The following is an 18,864-nucleotide window of genomic DNA, read 5'->3' as shown; positions in this document are numbered from 1 at the left end:
GCCCTATCTATGGTGAAGTGAACCGCTTCCCGCCGGCGCCTTGGTGCGACCGGCTGTTCCAAGAGTGCTGGCGTCCAGAATGGCTATAACCGCTTCATCCCGTGCGCCGCAGGACAGTGGAAGCTCCGATAGCGAACGCTCGCCCTTCGTCCGGCTGAACGAGCTGCTGGCACCCCATCAGCCGGGTAAGCCATTGATTACGCTTGCAGTCGGCGAGCCCCAGCATCCCGTGCCTGACTTCGTCGGCCCGGTGCTGGCCAAGCACATCGCCGATTTCGGCCGTTACCCCGCGAACAAGGGCACCGACCCGTTCCGCACGGCAGCGGGCGCCTGGCTGTCGTCGCGCTTCAAGCTGCCGCGGCCGCTCGACCCCGAGAACGAGATTCTCGTCCTCAATGGCAGCCGCGAGGGGCTGTTCCTCGCCGCGATCGCGGCCGCGCGCTATGTCGGCCCGCGCCCCGGCAAGCCCGCCATCCTGATGCCGAACCCGTTCTATCCGGTCTATGGCGCCGGCGCCCGCGCCGCGGCCTGCGAGCCGGTCTACCTGCCGACCACCGTCGAAAACGGCTTTCTGCCCGATCTCGATGCCATCGACGAAGCGACGCTGGCGCGCACGGTGGCGTTCTATCTGGCCTCGCCCGCCAATCCGCAGGGCTCGGTCGCCAAACCCGACTATTTCAGGCGGTTGAAGCAGCTCGCCGACCGCTACGGCTTCGTGATCCTCAGCGACGAGTGCTATTCCGAGATCTACACCCGCGAGGCCCCGGGCAGCGCGCTCGAATGCGCCGGCCCTGATTTCACCCGCGTGGTTGCGTTCCAGTCGCTGTCGAAGCGCTCCAACCTGCCGGGCCTGCGCGTCGGTTTCGCCGCCGGCGACAAGCGATTCATCGGCATGTTCCTCGAGCTGCGCAACATCGCGGCGCCGCAGGTGCCGGTGCCGCTCCAGCATGTCGCGACCGTTGCCTATGGCGACGAGGCGCATGTCGAGGAGAACCGCAGGCTCTACCGGATCAAGTTCGATCTCGCCGACCAGATCATCGGCGATCGTTACGGCTATCGCCGACCTGACGCAGGCTTCTGCGTCTGGCTCAACACGTCCGCGCTCGGCGACGACGTGTCGATCACGCTCAGGCTCTTCAAGGAAGCAGGCGTACGCGTGGTGCCCGGCAGCTATCTGGCGCGGCTCCAGCCCGACGGCTTCAATCCGGGCGCAGGTTTCATTCGCCTTGCGCTGGTGCAGGATGGCGAGACCACGGCGCAGGCGCTGCACCGCCTGGTCGAGACTCTGGGTTAGGCGGGGCCCATGAGCATGTCGGCAATCGAACGTGTCATTCCACTGGTCGGCCATCTGCCACCGTCGATCCGCGAGGGGCTGGCGCGGCGTATGCGCGAGCTCACCGGTTTCGGCCTGATTGCATTGTCCGGCGTCGCCTCGGCCGCGCTGATGACCTGGTCGGTGCAGGATCCAAGCCTCAGCCACGCGACCTCACGGCCGATCCGCAACATTCTCGGCTATGCCGGCGCGATCGGCGCCGACCTTGCGATGCAGATCCTCGGGCTCGGCGCGATTATGCTGGTCCTGACGGTCGCGGTCTGGGGCTGGCGCATGATGACCCATCGCCCGTTCGACCGCGAGGCGCTGCGGCTCGGTTCCTGGACTCTCTGCACCGTGATCGCTGCGGGCTTTGCCAGCTGCTGGCCGCATGGCGGCGCCTGGCCGCTGCCGACCGGCCTCGGCGGCGTGGTCGGCGATGCGCTGGTGCGCGCGCCCGCGGTGATTTTCGGACCGGCGGGCACGATCTATCGCATGGTGCTGGGCACGATCCTGTTCGCCGCGATCGGCGCGACCTTCCTGATCGCCTGCGGCCTCGGCGCGCGCGCGCATGACGACGAGTTCGCGGAGATCGAGGACGACGACAAGCCGCTCGACGAAGACGAGGAGAGCGATCGCGGCTCGGTGTCGCTGGGGTGGCTGTTCCACGCATTGATGAGCACGAAGGCGCGGCTGATCTGGCTGCTCGGCACCGCTTACCGCTCGCTGGTCTCGAGCGGACCGAAGACCAAAGCCGTTGCGTTCAGCCGCCAGGAGCCGAATCTCGGCGGCGGCCGCGCCGCGCCGTCGATCTCGCCGCAGTCCGAAGACGAAATTGACGAGGACGAGCACGAAGAAGAGGAAGACGAGGAGGAGGAAGAGGAGGAGCCGGCCGCGCGCGCGCCGCGCAAGAAGGCTGCACCAAAGGCCGCCTCCAAGAAATCCTCCGACAAGTTCGAGCTTCCGTCCGTGTCCGTGCTGGCCGCGCCCAAGGCGGGCGATCGCCAGCCGCTCAGCAAGGCTGAGCTGGAAGCCAATTCGCGTTCGCTCGAAGGCGTGCTGCAGGATTTCGGCGTGCGCGGCGAGATCGTGAAAGCCAATCCGGGTCCCGTGGTCACACTGTACGAGCTGGAGCCGGCGCCCGGCATCAAGTCATCGCGCGTGATCGGTCTCGCCGACGATATCGCCCGTTCGATGAGCGCGCTGTCGGCACGCGTCGCCGTCGTGCCCGGCCGTAACGCCATCGGCATCGAGCTACCGAATGCGCATCGCGAAAAGGTCTATCTGCGCGAGCTGCTGGTCGCCAAGGAGACTGTCGATTCGGTTGCGAAGCTGCCGCTCTGCCTCGGCAAGACCATCGGCGGCGACCCCGTGATCATCGACCTCGCGCGCACGCCGCACATGCTGATCGCCGGCACCACCGGCTCCGGCAAGTCGGTCGCCATCAACACCATGATCCTCAGCCTGGTCTACCGGCTGCGCCCGGACCAGTGCCGCCTGATCATGGTCGATCCGAAAATGCTCGAACTCTCCGTCTATGACGGCATTCCCCATCTGCTCACGCCTGTTGTGACCGACCCGAAGAAGGCGGTGGTCGCGCTGAAATGGGCCGTGCGCGAGATGGAAGAGCGCTACAAGAACATGGCCAAGCTCGGTGTGCGCAACATCGACGGCTACAATACGCGCCTGCTCGAATTGAAGGCCAAGGGCGAGGAACCGACGCGCACGGTGCACACCGGCTTCGACAAGGAAACCGGCAAGGCGATCTACGAGGAAGAGAAGCTCTCGCTCGACCCGCTGCCCTACATCGTCATCATCGTCGACGAAATGGCCGACCTGATGATGGTCGCCGGCAAGGACATCGAAGGGGCGGTGCAGCGCCTCGCGCAGATGGCGCGCGCCGCCGGCCTGCACGTGATCCTCGCGACGCAGCGTCCGTCGGTCGACGTCATCACCGGCACCATCAAAGCGAACTTCCCGACCCGCATCGCCTTCCAGGTGACGTCCAAGATCGACAGCCGCACCATTTTGGGCGAGATGGGCGCCGAGCAGCTGCTCGGGCAGGGCGACATGCTCTACATGGCGGGCGGCGGCCGCATCAGCCGCGTGCACGGACCTTTCGCGTCGGACGAGGAAGTCGAGAAGGTGGTGCGTCACCTCAAGACGCAGGGCCAGCCCGAATACCTCGAGGCCGTCACGGCCGAAGAGCCGACCGAGGACGAGGACGGTGGCGCCGTGTTCGACGCCAGCGGCATGGGAGCGGATGGCGGCGGCGATCTCTTCCAACAGGCCGTGGCCATCGTCAAACGCGACCGCAAGGCCTCGACCAGCTACATCCAGCGCCGGCTCCAGATCGGCTATAACCGCGCCGCTTCGCTGATGGAGCGCATGGAACTCGAGGGCATCGTCGGACCCGCCAACCACGCCGGAAAGCGCGAGATTCTGGTCGAGGAAGAAGATAGCCATATGTGAGGCGAGCCGCCTCTGAACATAATTTCACGCAAAATCGATATCTGCAGTAGCGAAATCACGCTAAAAGGGCGCCCAGCCACACAGGACGACGCGTTGATCAGACATCCGGACATTCGATTCGCTGCCACCATCGCTGCGCGAAGCGCGCGCATGGCCGGTGTGCTTCTCGTCACCGCCGCGATGGTGACCGCGGCGTCGTTCGCGCAGACCGTGCCTGTGCCGAAGCCCGCGCCGAAGGGCCGCGATGGCGGTTCGGCCGGTGGGCCCGCCGTCACCGGCGCGACCCAGACGCCGCCGAACCCGGTCATCCCGGATCCGCGCCGCAACGTGCCGACCAGCATCTTCCAGACGTTTGACGCCAACCAGAAGGCGCAGGCGGCCAAGGTCAGCGCCTATCTGTCCTCGTTGTCGACGCTGGTTGGAAATTTCGTCCAGGTCGGCCCCGACGGCAGCAAGACGCAGGGCGACTTCTACATCCAGAAGCCCGGCAAGGTGCGCTTCGAATATGACGCGCCGAGCCCGATCGACATCGTCGCCGACGGATCCTCGCTGGTGGTGCGCGACCGCAAGCTCGCGACCCAGGACGTCTATCCGCTGTCGCAGACGCCGCTGCGCTTCCTGCTGTCCGATCGCATCGACCTGATGAAGGACACCAACGTCGTCAACGTCTCGGCCGACGACGTCTTCGTCAGCGTCACGATCGAGGAGAAGCAGGCGCTGGTCGGCACCAGCCGCCTCCTGCTGATGTTCGGCGCCAAGGACGGCCAGTTGAAGCAGTGGACCGTCACCGACCCGCAGGGCTACGACACCACGATCGCGGTCTACAATCTCGATGCGGGCAAGAAGCTTGATCCTGCCATGTTCAAGATCGATTTCACCAATTACGGCCCATCGCCGGGTTGAAAGCTCTACTGCCGTAGGGTGGGCAAAGGCGCATTAGCGCCGTGCCCACCATCTCTCCTTGCGGCAGGCATTGGTGGGCACGCTTCGCTTTGCCCACCCTACGAGGGCTCGCAACGAACCTTGCACCCACCCCCGAAAAGACGTGGGCACGGCGCTTTGCGCCTTTGCCCACCCTACGAGAGCTTGCTAAGACGCAGGCCTCATGCGTCTTTCCCTGACAACCTGGAACATCAACTCGGTGCGGCTGCGCATCGACTTGGTCGCGAAGTTTCTCAAGAGCGCGCGGCCGGACGTGCTGTGCCTCCAGGAGACCAAGTGCATCGACGATGCCTTTCCCCTGAAGCGTTTCAAGCGGCTCGGCTATGAGCATGTCGCGCTGAACGGGCAGAAGGGTTATCACGGCGTCGCCATCGTCTCGAAGATCCCGTTCGAATCGAAAGACATCCGCACCTTCTGCGACAAGGTGGATTCGCGCCACATCTCGGTCTCGTTCGGCGAGAAGGCCAGCATCGCAAAGCCGCTGGTGCTGCATAATTTCTACGTGCCCGCCGGCGGCGACATTCCCGATCCCGCGCTGAACGAGAAATTCGACCACAAGCTTCGCTTCCTCGACGAGATGAAGGCCTGCGAGCCGCTGCATCCGCGCGGGGAGGATCGCCACATCCTGGTCGGCGATCTCAACGTCGCGCCGCACGAGAACGACGTCTGGTCGCACAAGCAGCTTCTGAAAGTGGTTTCGCATACACCTGTGGAGACAGAGAAGTTGCAAGCCGCGCTGGCAGCCGGTGAGTGGGTCGACGTCGCGCGCGAGCGTTTTCCGATGTCGGAGAAGGTCTATACGTGGTGGAGCTATCGTTCCGCGGACTGGACCGTCGGTGATCGCGGCCGCAGGCTCGACCACATCTGGGTCTCGCGCGCATTGAAGGACGCGGTCAGCGATTTCAAGATCCTGCGCGACGCGCGGAGCTGGGAGCGCCCGTCGGACCACGTGCCGGTGACGGTGACGCTGGAGGTGTAGCGGCGCCGTCCGGGCTACGACGACGTCAGCTTCGCGCCCGCCATCAGGATATCGCTCGCGATCTGGCTGGAGCGCACCGCGAATTCGTCACGCAGGCGCACCGCAGCCGCGGGGTCACTCTCGAGCACACGTTGAAACAGGCTGCGCGCGACGCGGATGACGGAGGCGTGCTCCAGCGCGACCGCGCTCGATGGCCGCTTCATCGGCACCACCAGCGCGAGCTCGCCGATCAGCGCACCGGGACCTGCGATCATCTCCGCGCCGGCGCCGTCGTCGACCCGAAAGGCGCCGCGTTGAACCACGTATCCGGCATCGGCGTCGTCGCCGAGATTGAAGAGGACGTCGCCGCGAACGAAATTACGCTGCTCGGAGCCGATCGCCAGCATGCGCAACGACGCGTCTCCCAACAAGCGCAGTGTCGGGACACGCTCGAGAAGCGCTACGTCGTCGTCGATTGACATTCAGGTCCGGGGCTCAAAGGGCATGCGATCTAAAACGATTCGCACGCCCCTAAAGCGTATCACGGCACCAGCTTGTAGCCACCGGCTTCCGTGACCAGGATCTCCGGATTGGCGGCGTCCTTCTCGATCTTCTGGCGGAGGCGGTAGATGTGCGTTTCCAGCGTGTGGGTGGTGACGCCGGAATTATAGCCCCAGACCTCCTGGAGCAGGGTCTCGCGCGAGACCGGCATCTGGCCGGCCCGGTAGAGGAAGCGGAGGATGGCGGTTTCCTTCTCGGTGAGCCGGACCTTGCGGGCATTGGCCGCGGTCAGCATCTTCGAGCCCGGGCGGAAGGAGTAGGGGCCGACCGAGAACACCGCGTCCTCGCTCGCCTCGTGCTGGCGGAGCTGGGCGCGGATGCGGGCCAGCAGCACGGCGAAACGGAAGGGTTTTGCGACGTAGTCGTTGGCGCCGGATTCCAGCCCCAAAATCGTGTCGGAATCGGTGTCATGCCCGGTGAGCATGATGATCGGGGCCTTGAAGCCGCCCTTGCGCAAGGAACGAACCACCTCGCGGCCATCGGTGTCGGGCAGGCCGACATCCATCAGGACGAGATCGGGGGCATTGGCCTTCGCGGCGCTCGCGCCCTTGGCCCCGGTATCGACGGCGGAGGCCTCAAATTCTTCGTGCAGCGATAATTGCTCCACCAACGTATCGCGCAGATCGGTATCGTCATCCACGATGAGGATCTTGCGGGCATTGGCCATAGGGGGTCATCCTTTTGGAGTCCGGCTCGGCGCGCATGCATGCTGCACCCAGCCGCGAGGGAAAGTTAGGGGGGTCGCCGTTATTATTGTTGTTCGTGTTGAAGTAGTGGGCTGTTACCGATTCACAAGCCAGAAGCACTCTAACTCAAAATCTCAGGCCGTTTTGATGAATGTCCTGTAATGAATTCGACATCGCACGTTCACATGAAAAGCAAAGCGGATTCAGCTAGTTACCCAAAGAATCGAAGCTCCGGACCGCTTCAAGCGATCCGCGTTAAACCTGCTGCCGGGAATCCGCGCCGTGGCTGGCTGACGGCCGGCGCGCTGACGATCCCGGTGGCGCTGGGGCGGGGCGGAATCCTGGCAAACAAGCGCGAGGGCGATGGCGGCACCCCGCGGGGCAGCTTCCGTCCCAGGCAATTGTGGTGGCGGGGCGACCGTCACAGCCGTCCGCGGACCTTTCTTCCGGCCCGGACCATCGGCGACACGGACGCCTGGTGCGAGGACGCCGGAGATCGCCACTACAATCAGGCGATCCGGCTCGGACCGGAGCAGGGCGGTGACCGTCTCAAGCGGACCGACCATCTCTATGACTTCATCATCGAAATCGACCACAACACCAGACCGCGCGTCGCCGGCCGCGGCAGTGCGGTGTTTTTGCATCTGGCGCGCGACAATTTCGGGCCGACCGCAGGCTGCGTCTCGATGACCAAAGCGGCGATGCTGCAATTGCTGCGGCGCCTGGGACCAAGAACCAGAATCATCATCGGGTGAGGGCACATGCTCGACAAGGATCAGATCGCCGCCGCATCGCAGGTCCTGGTCAAACATTGGCGCGACGGCACCAAGTTTGACGCGCTGGAGCCGCGGTTGCGGCCGCAGAGCCGCGCTGATGGCTATGCCATCCAGGCCGCCCTCGAAAACCAATCACTTGGAACACTGTTCGGTTGGAAGATCGCGGCGACAAGCGAGGCCGGACAAAAGCACATCAACGTCGCGGGACCGCTGGCCGGCCGCATCATGAGCGACACCGTGATCGCCGACGGCGGCACGGCGTCGATGAAGGGCAACGAGACGCGCGTCGGCGAGCCGGAGTTCGCCTTCCGCATGGGCCGCGATCTGCCGCCGCGCGCGACGCCGTACAGTGTCGACGACGTGCTCGCCGCCGTCGACACCTTGCATCCCGCGATCGAGATTCCCGACTCGCGCTTTGGCGATTTCGCCGGCGCCGGCGAGGCACAGCTCATCGCCGACAATGCCTGCGCGCATCTGTTCGTGCTGGGCGCCGCGACGACTGCGAACTGGCGCGCCATGGATCTCGTCGAGGAGCGGCCGCAGATCACGCTGCGCGGCCAGCGCTATCTCGGCCACGGCAAGAACGTGCTCGGCGATCCCCGTGTTGCCTTGGCCTGGCTTGCCAACGAGCTGCGCGGGCTCGGCATCACCTTGCGGGCAGGGGAGGTGGTGACGACAGGCACGTGCCATCCGCCGCTGCCGATCCAGGCCGGCGATCATTTCGCGGTGGATTTTGGTGTGCTGGGGCAGGTGTCGGTGGGGTTTGCGTAACCACCGCACACACCGCCGTCGTCCCTGCGGACGCAGGGACCCATAACCCCAGGGAGAAGTTTGGCGAAGACTGGCAGTTACCTCACTTTCGCCGGTACGAAGACCACCCACCAATCAGAGATCACGCGGTATGGGTCCCTGCGCCCCGTGCGCAATTGCGCACTAGGCAGGGACGACAGCAACTACCGGTGCCCGAAGATCGCGCTCCCAACGCGCACATGGGTGGCGCCGAGCATGATCGCGGTGGCGAAGTCCGCGCTCATGCCCATCGAGAGATTCTTCAAGCCATTGCGCGCCGCGATCTTGGCGGTCAGCGCGAAATGCGCCGCCGGCGGCTCGTCGACCGGCGGGATGCACATCAGGCCGGAGATCGTCAGCCCATAGCTGTCGCGGCAGCTCGCGATGAAGGCATCGGCCTCGCCGGGAGCGATGCCGGCCTTCTGCGGCTCCTCGCCGATGTTGATCTGGACGAACAGCTCCGGGTGCCTGTTCTGGGATTCGATTTCCTTGGCTAACGCCTGGCAAATGCTCGGGCGGTCAACCGAATGGATGGCATCGAACAGCGCCACCGCCTCCTTCGCCTTGTTGGACTGCAGCGGCCCGATCAGATGCAGCGCGATGCCGGAATAAGCGGACGTTAACGCCGGCCACTTGCCTTTGGCCTCCTGCACCCGATTTTCGCCGAATACGCGCTGTCCGCCGTCGATGACCGGGATAATTGCATCCGCGGCGAACGTCTTGGACACCGCGATCAGCGTCACGGAGGCGCGACTGCGCCGCGCTTCCTTGCAGGCGCGGGCAATTTCGGCTTCGACCGCGGCGAGCGCGTTTGGTGAATGGCCGGTTACCGGCGCGGCGTTGGTTTCGGTCATGACGTCGGTTCGGACTGGATTGTTGCGGAGCTAGTTCTAATTTTACCGAGTTCAAGAAAGAGTTTTTGAACCCTTCGCTTTACCTTGGCCGATGGGGTGGGCAGCGAAGATGGCAAACGTCAGTTTCAACCGCAAACGAGTGAAACTCAAGCAGGTTCTCGGAATCCGGGCACGGCTTGCGTTGCTCGCGGTGATTCTGGTGACGCCTTTGATGTTCGAGCGCATCCGTTCGCTCGAGGACACGCGCGCGCGGCAGATCGCGCAGGCCGCGACCGAATTCACCACCGTTGCAAGACACAGCGCCGATGCGCAGCGCGAAGTGATCTCGTCGGTCGAAACCATCCTGAAATCTGAAGCCTTCATCCGCGCCTCCGCCGGCGGCATCAGCAAGAGCTGCGACGTGCTGCGCGCGAGCCTGCCGTCGAACCTTCCCTGGATCCGCACGCTGTTGATCGCCGGCCAGGACGGACGCATCCAGTGCGCCACCAACAACATGTATGTCGGCCTCGACCTCAGCGACCGGCCATACTTCCAGCAGGCGCAGGAAACCGGCCGCTTCGTGCTGAGCGACTTCATCCTGTCGCGGCCTGTGCCGTCGCCGACCGTCATGGCGGTTTATCCGGTGTCGGCCTTCAGCGGCGTGGCGGATGCCGTCGTGCTCGCCACCGTCAACCTCGACTGGATGTCGAAGGTCATGAGCAATCTCGGCGGCCGCGCCGGCATCACCGCCGTGCTGGTCGACAGCGCCGGCACCGTGCTCGCCGCGCCGGCTGATCAGCACAGCGCAATCGGCCGTCCGCTCGACAACATGCCGCTGATGTCGGCGATCGCCGACAGGGCGCTGCGTTCGGACCAGGACGAGGGCTCACTCTCTTTCCTCGCCGCTGACGGCTCCCGCCGCGCGGTGAGCTATATCCGCATCGCCGGCACCAACGCCCGCCTGATTGCCAGCATCGACGAGGACAAGGTGTCCGCGGCGGTCAGCCGCGACATCCGCACCGCCTATCTCCAGCTCGCGTTCGTCGTCCTGTTCGTCCTACTCGGCGCGCTGATCGCCGCCGAGAAGCTCGTGATCAAGCCGATCGAGATGCTGGCCGACATGGCCAAGCGCCTCGGCGAAGGCGACCTCTCGGCCCGCGCCGCGCGCAACCGTCTGCCGGCCGAGTTCGTGCCGCTGGCCCGCGCCTTCAACGCGATGGCCGCGCAGCTCAGCCAGCGCGAGCGCGAGCTGATCGCGAGCAACGACCGCCTGACCGTGATGGCCTCGATCGACATGCTGTCGGGGCTGGCCAATCGCCGCGGCTTCCAGAGCCGGCTCGACTTCGAATGGATGCGCGCGCAGCAGTATGACAGCGAGCTTGCGCTCCTGATGATCGACGTCGACCACTTCAAGCTGTTCAACGACACCTACGGCCATCTCGAAGGCGATTCCTGCCTGACCCGGCTCGGCGAATCCTTGTCCGGCATCGCCGCCGACACGATGGGCTTTGCGGCCCGCTATGGCGGCGAGGAGTTCTGCCTGCTGCTGCCGAACACCGATGTGAACCGCGCCGTCGAGATCGGCGAGCAGGTGCGCGCGGCCGTGCTGAAGCTGTGCCTGCCGCACATCACCTCCGCCCACATGATCGTCACCGTCTCGATCGGCGTTGCCGCAACGAAGCCGAACGAGACGCTGCGCCCCGGCGATCTCATCGAAGCCGCCGACGCCGCGCTCTACGCCGCAAAACACCGCGGCCGCAACAATGTCATGGAGCACGGCATCCAGGTGATCGAGAACAGCGCGGCCGCCATGATGCTGGCGGCGAGCGCCTAGCCCGCAGCCGCGGCGCGATCGAGCTCGACCTCCGTCACTACGCGATTGCGGCCGCCGCCCTTGGCGAGATAGAGCGCGCGGTCGCAACGCTCGATCAGATCGGTGATCGCCTCGCCCGCACGATACTGCGCTACGCCGATCGACACGCTGATGCCGGGCAGGGTCTCGCCGGTCGAGCGGCGCGTGATCGTGCATTCGGCGATCGCGCGCCTGATACGCTCGGCGATCTCGGCGCAAGTGGCGAGATCGGCATCCGGCAGCACGGCAATCAGCTCCTCGCCGCCATAGCGGGCCGACAGATCCTGCTCGCGAACTTTTTCGCGCAGCACTTTCGCAATCAGGCGCAGCACCTGGTCGCCGACGCCATGGCCGAAATTGTCGTTGAAGGTCTTGAAGTGGTCGATGTCGAGCATCAGCACGCCGAGCGGCTCGCCCCAATCCGCGGTCGTCTGTGCCTTGCGCAGGAATTCATCGAGCGCCCGCCGGTTTGCCAGCCCCGTCAGCGTATCGGTCCGGGCGCGCTCTTCGGACTTGGAGAGCGAGTCGCGGATCACGTCGAGCTCGCGGGTCTTTTCCGCAAAGCCGGCCTCGAGCCGGGTCGCCCTCGTGGCGGCCCGGGCCAACTCATTCATGAGCTGGGCGACCAGCGCCTTCGGATCGACGCCGGCCCTGCCCTGATCAGCGACTTCGCTGATCGCCTGCATCTGGGAACGATTGTCGGCCATGGCCGTCGCCAGAAACTCCTTCGCCGCCCCCATGAGGGCATGCAGCCGATCGGACGTCTCGGAGGCGACGGCGCCCGCCCGGGGCGCGACATAGGTCTCGAACAGATCCTGGTTGGTCCTGGCGTCGAAGGGACGGTTGTGGTCGATCAGGAGATCGATGGCATTGCGCAGGTCGTCATGGCTGCCTGCGAAATAGTGGAACCAGACGGCAAAATTGGTCGGCGTCGGCGGAATCCGCTGCTCGGCCATGCTCCGCACCGCCCGTCCGGCGACGGACGCGGCATAGTCGTAATCGAGATCGTCGAAGCCTGATTCCATCGCCTGGCGGGGTGCTGTCGGCGGCCAACCTCGCACCGACCCCTTAATCCGATCCCAATGGGCCGTCCGTACTTTAGCGGAGCAGCCTTGCGGGGGGCCGCCGCCAGCGGCAACCCATTGACCCCCTAAGGACTTCTATGGCCTAGTCCGCCGTCTTTAGACGGCCGAATCCACGAAAACCCAACGATTCCATGACCTCCGAACGCTACAACGCCCGCGACGCCGAACCGCGCTGGCAAGCCGCCTGGGACCAGCAGGCGATCTTCGTCTCCAAGAACGACGATTCGCGGCCCAAATACTACGTGCTGGAGATGTTCCCCTACCCGTCCGGGCGCATCCATATCGGCCATGTCCGCAATTACACGCTCGGCGACGTGCTGGCCCGCTTCATGCGCGCCAAGGGGTTCAACGTGCTGCACCCGATGGGCTGGGACGCCTTCGGCCTTCCGGCCGAGAACGCCGCCATCGAGCGCAAGGTCGCGCCGAAGGCCTGGACCTACGACAACATCGCCGCGATGAAGAAGCAGCTCCGCTCGATCGGGCTGTCGCTGGACTGGTCGCGCGAATTCGCGACCTGCGACCCCAGCTACTACAAGCATCAGCAGAAGATGTTTTTGGACATGCTCGCCGCCGGCCTGGCCGAGCGTGAGAAGCGCAAGCTCAACTGGGATCCGGTCGACATGACCGTGCTCGCCAACGAGCAGGTGATCGACGGCCGCGGCTGGCGCTCGGGTGCCGTTGTCGAACAACGGGAAATGAGCCAGTGGGTCTTCAAGATCACGAAGTACTCGCAGGAACTGCTGTCCGCGCTGGATGGGCTCGACCGCTGGCCCGACAAGGTGCGGCTGATGCAGCGCAACTGGATCGGCCGCTCCGAGGGCCTGCTGGTCCGCTTCGCGCTGGATCAGGCGACGACGCCCGCCGGCGAGAGCGAGCTGAAGATCTTTACGACGCGCCCGGACACCCTGTTCGGCGCCAAATTCATGGCGATCTCGTCGGATCATCCGCTGGCTCAAGCAGCAGCCGCGAAGAACCCGAAGCTTGCCCAGTTCATCGCCGACATCAAGAAGATCGGCACCGCGCAAGAGATCATCGACACCGCGGAAAAGCAGGGTTTTGACACCGGCATCCGCGCGGTGCACCCGTTCGACCCGAGCTGGAAGCTGCCGGTCTATGTCGCGAACTTCGTGCTGATGGAATACGGCACCGGCGCGATCTTCGGCTGCCCCGCGCACGACCAGCGCGACCTCGACTTCGTCAACAAGTACAATCTCGGCAACATTCCGGTGGTGTGCCCCGAGGGTCAGGACCCGAAGACGTTCGTCATCACCGACACCGCCTATGACGGTGACGGCCGCATGATCAATTCGCGCTTCCTCGACGGCATGACCATCGAGCAGGCCAAGGACGAGGTCGCAAAGCGGCTGGAAGGCGAACTGCGCGGCAATGCGCCGGTCGGCGAGCGTCAGGTCAATTTCCGCCTGCGCGACTGGGGCATTTCGCGCCAGCGCTATTGGGGCTGCCCGATTCCGGTCATCCACTGTCCGAAGTGCGATGTGGTGCCGGTGCCGGACGCCGACCTGCCGGTGACGCTGCCTGATGACGCGACCTTCGACAGACCGGGCAACGCGCTCGATCATCACCCGACCTGGAAGCACGTCACCTGCCCCAAATGCGGCGGCAAGGCCCAGCGTGAAACCGACACCATGGACACCTTCGTGGATTCGTCCTGGTATTTTGCGCGGTTCACCGATCCCTGGAACGAGAACGCGCCGACGACGCCAGCCGTCGCCAACCGGATGCTGCCGGTCGACCAGTATATCGGCGGCGTCGAGCACGCGATCCTGCATCTGCTCTACAGCCGCTTCTTCACCCGCGCGATGAAGGCGACCGGGCACATTGCGCTGGACGAGCCGTTCGCCGGCATGTTCACCCAGGGCATGGTGGTGCACGAGACCTACCAGAAGGCCGACGGCACCTATGTGCAGCCGGCCGAGGTGAAGATCGAGGTCGGCGGCAACGGCCGGCGCGCGACGCTGCTGACGTCAGGCGAAGACATCCAGATCGGTCCGATCGAGAAGATGTCGAAGTCGAAGAAGAACACGGTCGACCCCGACGACATCATCGAGACCTACGGCGCCGATGTCGCCCGCTGGTTCATGCTGTCGGACTCCCCGCCCGACCGCGACGTGATCTGGAGCGACGAGCGCGTCCAGGGTGCCTCGCGCTTCGTGCAGCGGCTGTGGCGGCTGGTGAACGATGCAGTGGAGCTCGGCCAGGCCGCGCCGGCAGATCGTCCGGGCTCGTTCGGCCCGGATGCGACCGCCTTGCGCAAGGCCGCCCATGGCGCGCTGGACAAGGTCACCACCGGCATCGAGCGGCTGCACTTCAATGTCTGCCTTGCCCATATCCGCGAATTCGCCAATGCGTTTTCGGAGGTGCTCCAGCGCCCCGGCCAGCCCACAGCTGACCTCGCCTGGGCGGTCCGGGAGGCCAGCCAGATCCTGGTCCAGCTGTTCTCCCCGATGATGCCGCATCTGGCCGAGGAGTGTTGGCAGGTTCTGGGCAATAGCGGGCTGGTTTCCGAGGCCGATTGGCCCCAAATCGAACGCGATTTGCTGGTTGAAGACGCCGTGACCCTGGTGGTCCAGGTCAATGGCAAGAAGCGGGGTGAGGTCACAGTTGCAACAGCGGCCCAGAATCCGGAAATCGAGGCTGCCGTTTTGGCACTCGATGCGGTAAAACTGGCCCTGGACGGCAAGCCCGTCCGCAAGGTGATCATCGTCCCCAAGAGGATCGTGAATGTTGTCGGCTAGGATCCGCATCGCAGCCCGCTTGCTGGCGGTCGCCGCATTGGCGGCCCTGACGGCTGGCTGCTTCCAGCCGATGTACGCCGAGCGTGGCGACGGGACACCCGGCCTGCGCGAAAAGCTGATGGGGGTCGACCTTCCGCCGATCAACAAGGCCAATGCCTCCCGCGAGGCCCGTGTCGGCGTCGAGGTCCGCAACGCCTTGGCCTTCAAGCTCTACGGCACGGCCACCGGCATGCCGCCGACCCATCGCCTGGAAATTCGCTTCGCGAGCAGCAAAACGTCGCTGATCGTCGATCCCAATACCGGCCTGCCGAACAGTGAAAACTACGGCATCGACGCCCAGTACAATTTGATCGAGGTCGTCAGCGGCAAGTCGGTCATGACCGGCACGACGTTCGCGCGCGTGTCCTATGACATGCCCGGCTCCTACCAGCGCTTTGCCCGCAACCGGGCCCTTCGCGATGCCGAGGATCGTGCCGCCAACGAGATCGCCGAGAACATCAACACGCGCCTCGCCTCGTTCTTCATCGCCGGCACTTAAGTCATCCCCGTCATTCCGGAGCGCCCGCAGGGCGGATCCGGAATCCAGAGATTATTGATCGAGATTCTCAGGCGCGCAATTGCGCGCCGTAGTTCGCGCTTCGTGCGCCCTGGAATGACAGTCAGGTCCGATGGTCGCGCTGCGCGGAAAAGAGATCGACGCCTTCCTCGCCCGTCCCGACGGGGGCCGACCGATCATCCTGCTCTACGGTCCCGATGCCGGCCTCGTGCGCGAGCGCGCCGATGCACTGATAGCCTCGGCCGTCGACGACCCCAACGATCCCTTCTCCCTCGTCAAGCTCGACGGCGACGAACTCTCCGCCGAGCCGTCGCGGCTCGTCGATGAGGCCATGACGGTGCCGTTGTTCGGCGGCCGCCGCGCCATCCGCGTCCGCGCCGGCTCGCGCAGCTTTGCCAGCGGCATCGATACGCTGGCGGAGATGGGCGTGAAGGATTGCCGCATCGTGATCGAGGCCGGCGAGCTGCGCCCGGAATCGCCGCTGCGCAAAGCCTGCGAGCGCGCCAAGACGGCCGTGGCGATCGGCTGCTATCCCGACACCGAGCGCGACCTTGCCAAGCTGATGGACGACGAGCTCCGCATCGCCAATCTGCGCATCGCGCAGGATGCCCGCGCGGCGCTGATGTCATTCCTCGGCGGCGACCGCCAGGCCTCGCGCAATGAGCTGCGCAAGCTGACGCTCTATGCGCATGGCAAAGGCGAGATCACGCTGGATGATGTGATGTCCGTCGTTGCCGATGCGTCCGAGCTGAAACTCGATCCCATCGTCGACGGCGCCTTCGCCGGCCGGCCCGACATCGTCGAGACCGAATTTGCAAAGGCCATGATCGCCGGCACCTATCCCGGCGTGATCATCTCCGCCGCGCAGCGCCAGGCCGCGTGGCTGCACAAATCTGCGCTCGCGATCGCCGACGGCCAGCCTGCCTCCGCGGTGCTCGAGGGCGGCTATCCGCGCCTGCATTTTTCGCGAAAGCCGGCGGTGGAAACGGCGCTGCGCAATTTCAGCGTGGCGCGGCTCGCCGCAATCATCGAGCAGCTCGCGACCGCCGCGCTCGACACCCGCAAGCAATCGACGCTAGCCGCCGCCATCGCCCAGCGCACGTTGATGGCCATCGCCGTGAATGCGAAGCGGCGCAGCTGAGGCACCGCTCTCTCCACGTCATTGCGAGGAGCGCAAGCGACGAAGCAATCCAGAGTCCCTCCGCGGAAAGAATCTGGATTGCTTCGCTTCGCTCGCAATGACGATGTGGAAACAGATGCGCCCGCAAAGACGGAACGAAGCGCCTACTCCTCATCCTGAGGAGCGCGCCTTGCGCGCGTCTCGAAGGATGAAGGCCCGGGCCCTCGCCCTTCGAGACGCGGCTTTGCGGCTCCTCAGGGTGAGGGAGACAGACTGTGAATGACGTCTACAGCGCGCCCTTCGCCAGCCGCCTCATCACCTCGTCGAGCTGATCGAGGTTGCGGTAGTTGATCTGGACGGAGCCGCCGGGGTCGCGGTGATTGACCGTGACCTTGAGGCCGAGCGCATCGCTGACGCGCCTTTCGAGATCGACCGTATCAGGGTCCTTTTCCTTACCGCCGGTGCTGCGCGCCTTCTGCGGCTTGCGCTCCGGCACACCCTCTTCATGCGCGAGCGCCTCGGCCTGGCGGACGTTAAGGCCTTCCGCGACGATGCGCCTGGCTGATGCGAGCGGATCGGGCACGCCGATCAGCGCGCGGGCGTGGCCGGCGGTCAGCTCGCCGCTCGTGATCAAGGCCTGCACTTCGGCCGGCAGTTTCGTCAGCCGCATCATGTTGGCGATGTGGCTGCGGCTCTTGCCAACGACCTTTGCGATGTCGTCCTGGCTGCGTTTGAACTCGTTGGCGAGCGCGTGATAGCCGAGCGCCTCTTCCATCGGGTTGAGGTCTTCGCGCTGCACGTTCTCGACGATCGCGAACTCCAGCGCATCGCTGTCGCTGATGTCGACCGGCACGATCGGCACCTCGTGCAGGCCGGCCATCTGCGACGCGCGCCAGCGCCGTTCGCCGGCGATGATCTCGAAGCGATCCTGCGCGCCCTTCACCGGACGCACGACGATCGGCTGGATCACGCCGTGCTGTCTGATCGAATCAGAGAGCTCCTTGAGCTCTGTTTCCGAAAAGGCGCGGCGCGGGTTGCGCGGATTGGGCTTGATGAATTCGATCGGCACCTTGCGCTGCGCGCGCGGACGATCGACATGCTGAGCCTCGCCGCCGACATCACCGATCAGACTCGCAAGACCCCGGCCCAGTCGCGAACGCGCTTCGTCGGCCATCGCCAGCTCCCTTGGATTCACGGTGCAACACTCCAGAACTGAATTATCGTAGGGTGGGCAAAGCGAAGCGTGCCCACCAGTTGTGTGCAGAAGATGGTGGGCACGGCGAAGACGCCTTTGCCCACCCTACGGCAGCGTCAATGCGTGGTGCGCAGCTCGCGCTCGCGCTGGATCACTTCCGTGGCGAGCCGCAGATACGCTTCGCTGCCGACGCATTTGAGATCGTAGACCAGGACCGGCTTTCCGTAGGACGGCGCCTCCGAGATGCGCACATTGCGCGGGATCATGGTCTTGTAGACCTTCTCGCCCATGAACTGACGGACGTCGGCGACGACTTGGTTCGAGAGGTTGTTGCGCGAGTCGAACATGGTCAGCACGATGCCGTGGATCGACAGGTTCGGATTGAGCGTCGAGCGCACCTGCTCCACCGTCTGCAGCAATTGCGACAGACCCTCGAGCGCGAAGAACTCGCACTGGAGCGGCACCAGGATCGCATCGGAGGCCGCCATCGCATTCACCGTGAGCAGGTTGAGCGAGGGCGGGCAGTCGATCAGCACATAGGTGTAATCGGCGTCCGGCGAGACGTTGTTGTTGAGCGCGCCGATGGCGTCGCGCAGCTTGAACGCGCGGCCGGGCGTGGTGCCGAGCTCGAGCTCGAGGCCGGAGAGATCCATGGTCGAGGGTGCGATGTGCAGCCGCGGCACCGCGGTCGAGACCACCGCCTCGCGCAAGCTCGATTCGCCGATCAACACGTCATAGGTCGAGCAGGAGCGGTTGCGGCGATCGATGCCGAGGCCGGTCGAGGCGTTGCCCTGCGGATCGAGATCGACGATCAGGACGCGCTCGCCGATCGCAGCGAGTGCCGTGCCAAGATTGATCGCCGTGGTTGTTTTTCCCACGCCGCCCTTCTGATTCGCCAGCGCCAGGATGCGCGGGTGGCCCTGCGGGACTTCGCCGGTCTGTTGCTGCTGCGGTTCGTCAATCACGCTCAT

16 protein-coding genes are annotated in these 18,864 nt (G+C 65.1%); 10 read left to right on the top strand and 6 right to left on the bottom strand.

Features of this window, described 5'->3' with window-relative positions:
- Nucleotides 1-79 precede the first annotated feature (79 nt).
- The 4 genes from AB7245_RS01275 to xth all read left to right on the top strand — a co-directional run bounded on the left by AB7245_RS01275 (nt 80) and on the right by xth (nt 5,705).
- Complete coding sequence (locus AB7245_RS01275) at nt 80-1,294, top strand: aminotransferase class I/II-fold pyridoxal phosphate-dependent enzyme (RefSeq protein ID WP_063980292.1); 1,215 nt, start codon at nt 80-82, stop codon at nt 1,292-1,294.
- Between the two features lie 9 nt (nt 1,295-1,303).
- Complete coding sequence (locus tag AB7245_RS01270) at nt 1,304-3,784, top strand: DNA translocase FtsK (RefSeq protein ID WP_063980291.1); 2,481 nt, start codon at nt 1,304-1,306, stop codon at nt 3,782-3,784.
- A 150-nt stretch (nt 3,785-3,934) separates the two neighbouring features.
- Nucleotides 3,935-4,687, top strand: a complete 753-nt coding sequence (locus tag AB7245_RS01265; RefSeq protein WP_063980290.1) for an outer membrane lipoprotein carrier protein LolA — start codon at nt 3,935-3,937, stop codon at nt 4,685-4,687.
- A gap of 202 nt (nt 4,688-4,889) precedes the next feature.
- A complete protein-coding gene (gene xth, locus AB7245_RS01260; RefSeq protein ID WP_014490778.1) occupies nt 4,890-5,705 on the top strand; it encodes an exodeoxyribonuclease III in 816 nt (271 codons plus the stop codon).
- Between the two features lie 14 nt (nt 5,706-5,719).
- Here the strand turns inward: xth and AB7245_RS01255 are convergent, their stop codons facing one another.
- Both AB7245_RS01255 and AB7245_RS01250 read right to left on the bottom strand, forming a co-directional pair.
- Nucleotides 5,720-6,166 carry a cyclic nucleotide-binding domain-containing protein gene (locus tag AB7245_RS01255; RefSeq protein WP_063980289.1) on the bottom strand — a complete coding sequence of 149 codons (447 nt, stop codon included), beginning with the start codon at nt 6,164-6,166 and terminating at the stop codon, nt 5,720-5,722.
- Between the two features lie 59 nt (nt 6,167-6,225).
- Complete coding sequence (locus AB7245_RS01250) at nt 6,226-6,912, bottom strand: response regulator transcription factor (protein ID WP_007598630.1); 687 nt, start codon at nt 6,910-6,912, stop codon at nt 6,226-6,228.
- A 204-nt stretch (nt 6,913-7,116) separates the two neighbouring features.
- Between AB7245_RS01250 and AB7245_RS01245 the strand changes: the two genes are divergently transcribed.
- Nucleotides 7,117-7,686, top strand: a complete 570-nt coding sequence (locus AB7245_RS01245) for a L,D-transpeptidase family protein (RefSeq protein WP_063985976.1) — start codon at nt 7,117-7,119, stop codon at nt 7,684-7,686.
- 6 nt (nt 7,687-7,692) lie between these two features.
- Nucleotides 7,693-8,478: a 2-keto-4-pentenoate hydratase gene (locus AB7245_RS01240; RefSeq protein ID WP_439033827.1), complete on the top strand. Its 786-nt coding sequence runs from the start codon at nt 7,693-7,695 to the stop codon at nt 8,476-8,478.
- A gap of 182 nt (nt 8,479-8,660) precedes the next feature.
- Here AB7245_RS01240 and AB7245_RS01235 read toward each other — a convergent pair whose 3' ends face one another.
- Nucleotides 8,661-9,350, bottom strand: coding sequence for a YggS family pyridoxal phosphate-dependent enzyme (locus AB7245_RS01235; protein ID WP_063980287.1), 690 nt, complete (start codon nt 9,348-9,350; stop codon nt 8,661-8,663).
- Between the two features lie 109 nt (nt 9,351-9,459).
- Here AB7245_RS01235 and AB7245_RS01230 point away from each other — a divergent pair, with 109 nt between their 5' ends.
- Entirely contained in the window at nt 9,460-11,163 is a 1,704-nt protein-coding gene (locus tag AB7245_RS01230; protein WP_063980286.1) for a diguanylate cyclase domain-containing protein, read from the top strand.
- Here the strand turns inward: AB7245_RS01230 and AB7245_RS01225 are convergent.
- Nucleotides 11,160-12,206, bottom strand: coding sequence for a GGDEF domain-containing protein (locus tag AB7245_RS01225; RefSeq protein WP_187387855.1), 1,047 nt, complete (start codon nt 12,204-12,206; stop codon nt 11,160-11,162). The two genes, AB7245_RS01230 and AB7245_RS01225, sit on opposite strands and share 4 nt — an antisense overlap.
- Nucleotides 12,207-12,397: 191 nt before the next feature.
- Between AB7245_RS01225 and leuS the strand changes: the two genes are divergently transcribed.
- From leuS to holA, 3 genes are all read left to right on the top strand, one after another.
- Complete coding sequence (gene leuS / locus AB7245_RS01220) at nt 12,398-15,022, top strand: leucine--tRNA ligase (RefSeq protein WP_063980285.1); 2,625 nt, start codon at nt 12,398-12,400, stop codon at nt 15,020-15,022.
- Nucleotides 15,009-15,560, top strand: a complete 552-nt coding sequence (gene lptE / locus AB7245_RS01215; RefSeq protein WP_028150179.1) for an LPS assembly lipoprotein LptE — start codon at nt 15,009-15,011, stop codon at nt 15,558-15,560. Before leuS ends, lptE begins: the two co-directional genes overlap by 14 nt.
- Nucleotides 15,561-15,690: 130 nt before the next feature.
- Nucleotides 15,691-16,719, top strand: coding sequence for a DNA polymerase III subunit delta (gene holA / locus AB7245_RS01210; protein ID WP_063980284.1), 1,029 nt, complete (start codon nt 15,691-15,693; stop codon nt 16,717-16,719).
- Nucleotides 16,720-16,984: 265 nt separating this feature from the next.
- Here the strand turns inward: holA and AB7245_RS01205 are convergent, their stop codons facing one another.
- Nucleotides 16,985-17,872: a ParB/RepB/Spo0J family partition protein gene (locus tag AB7245_RS01205; protein WP_063980283.1), complete on the bottom strand. Its 888-nt coding sequence runs from the start codon at nt 17,870-17,872 to the stop codon at nt 16,985-16,987.
- A gap of 137 nt (nt 17,873-18,009) precedes the next feature.
- Nucleotides 18,010-18,864 carry a ParA family protein gene (locus AB7245_RS01200; protein WP_063980282.1) on the bottom strand — a complete coding sequence of 285 codons (855 nt, stop codon included), beginning with the start codon at nt 18,862-18,864 and terminating at the stop codon, nt 18,010-18,012.

Source organism: Bradyrhizobium sp. 604_D8_N2_3 (assembly GCF_051810765.1).
Lineage (GTDB): Bacteria > Pseudomonadota > Alphaproteobacteria > Rhizobiales > Xanthobacteraceae > Bradyrhizobium > Bradyrhizobium barranii.
The sequence above is the reverse complement of the archived record's forward strand: the minus strand, read 5'-3'. Positions and strand labels throughout refer to the sequence as shown.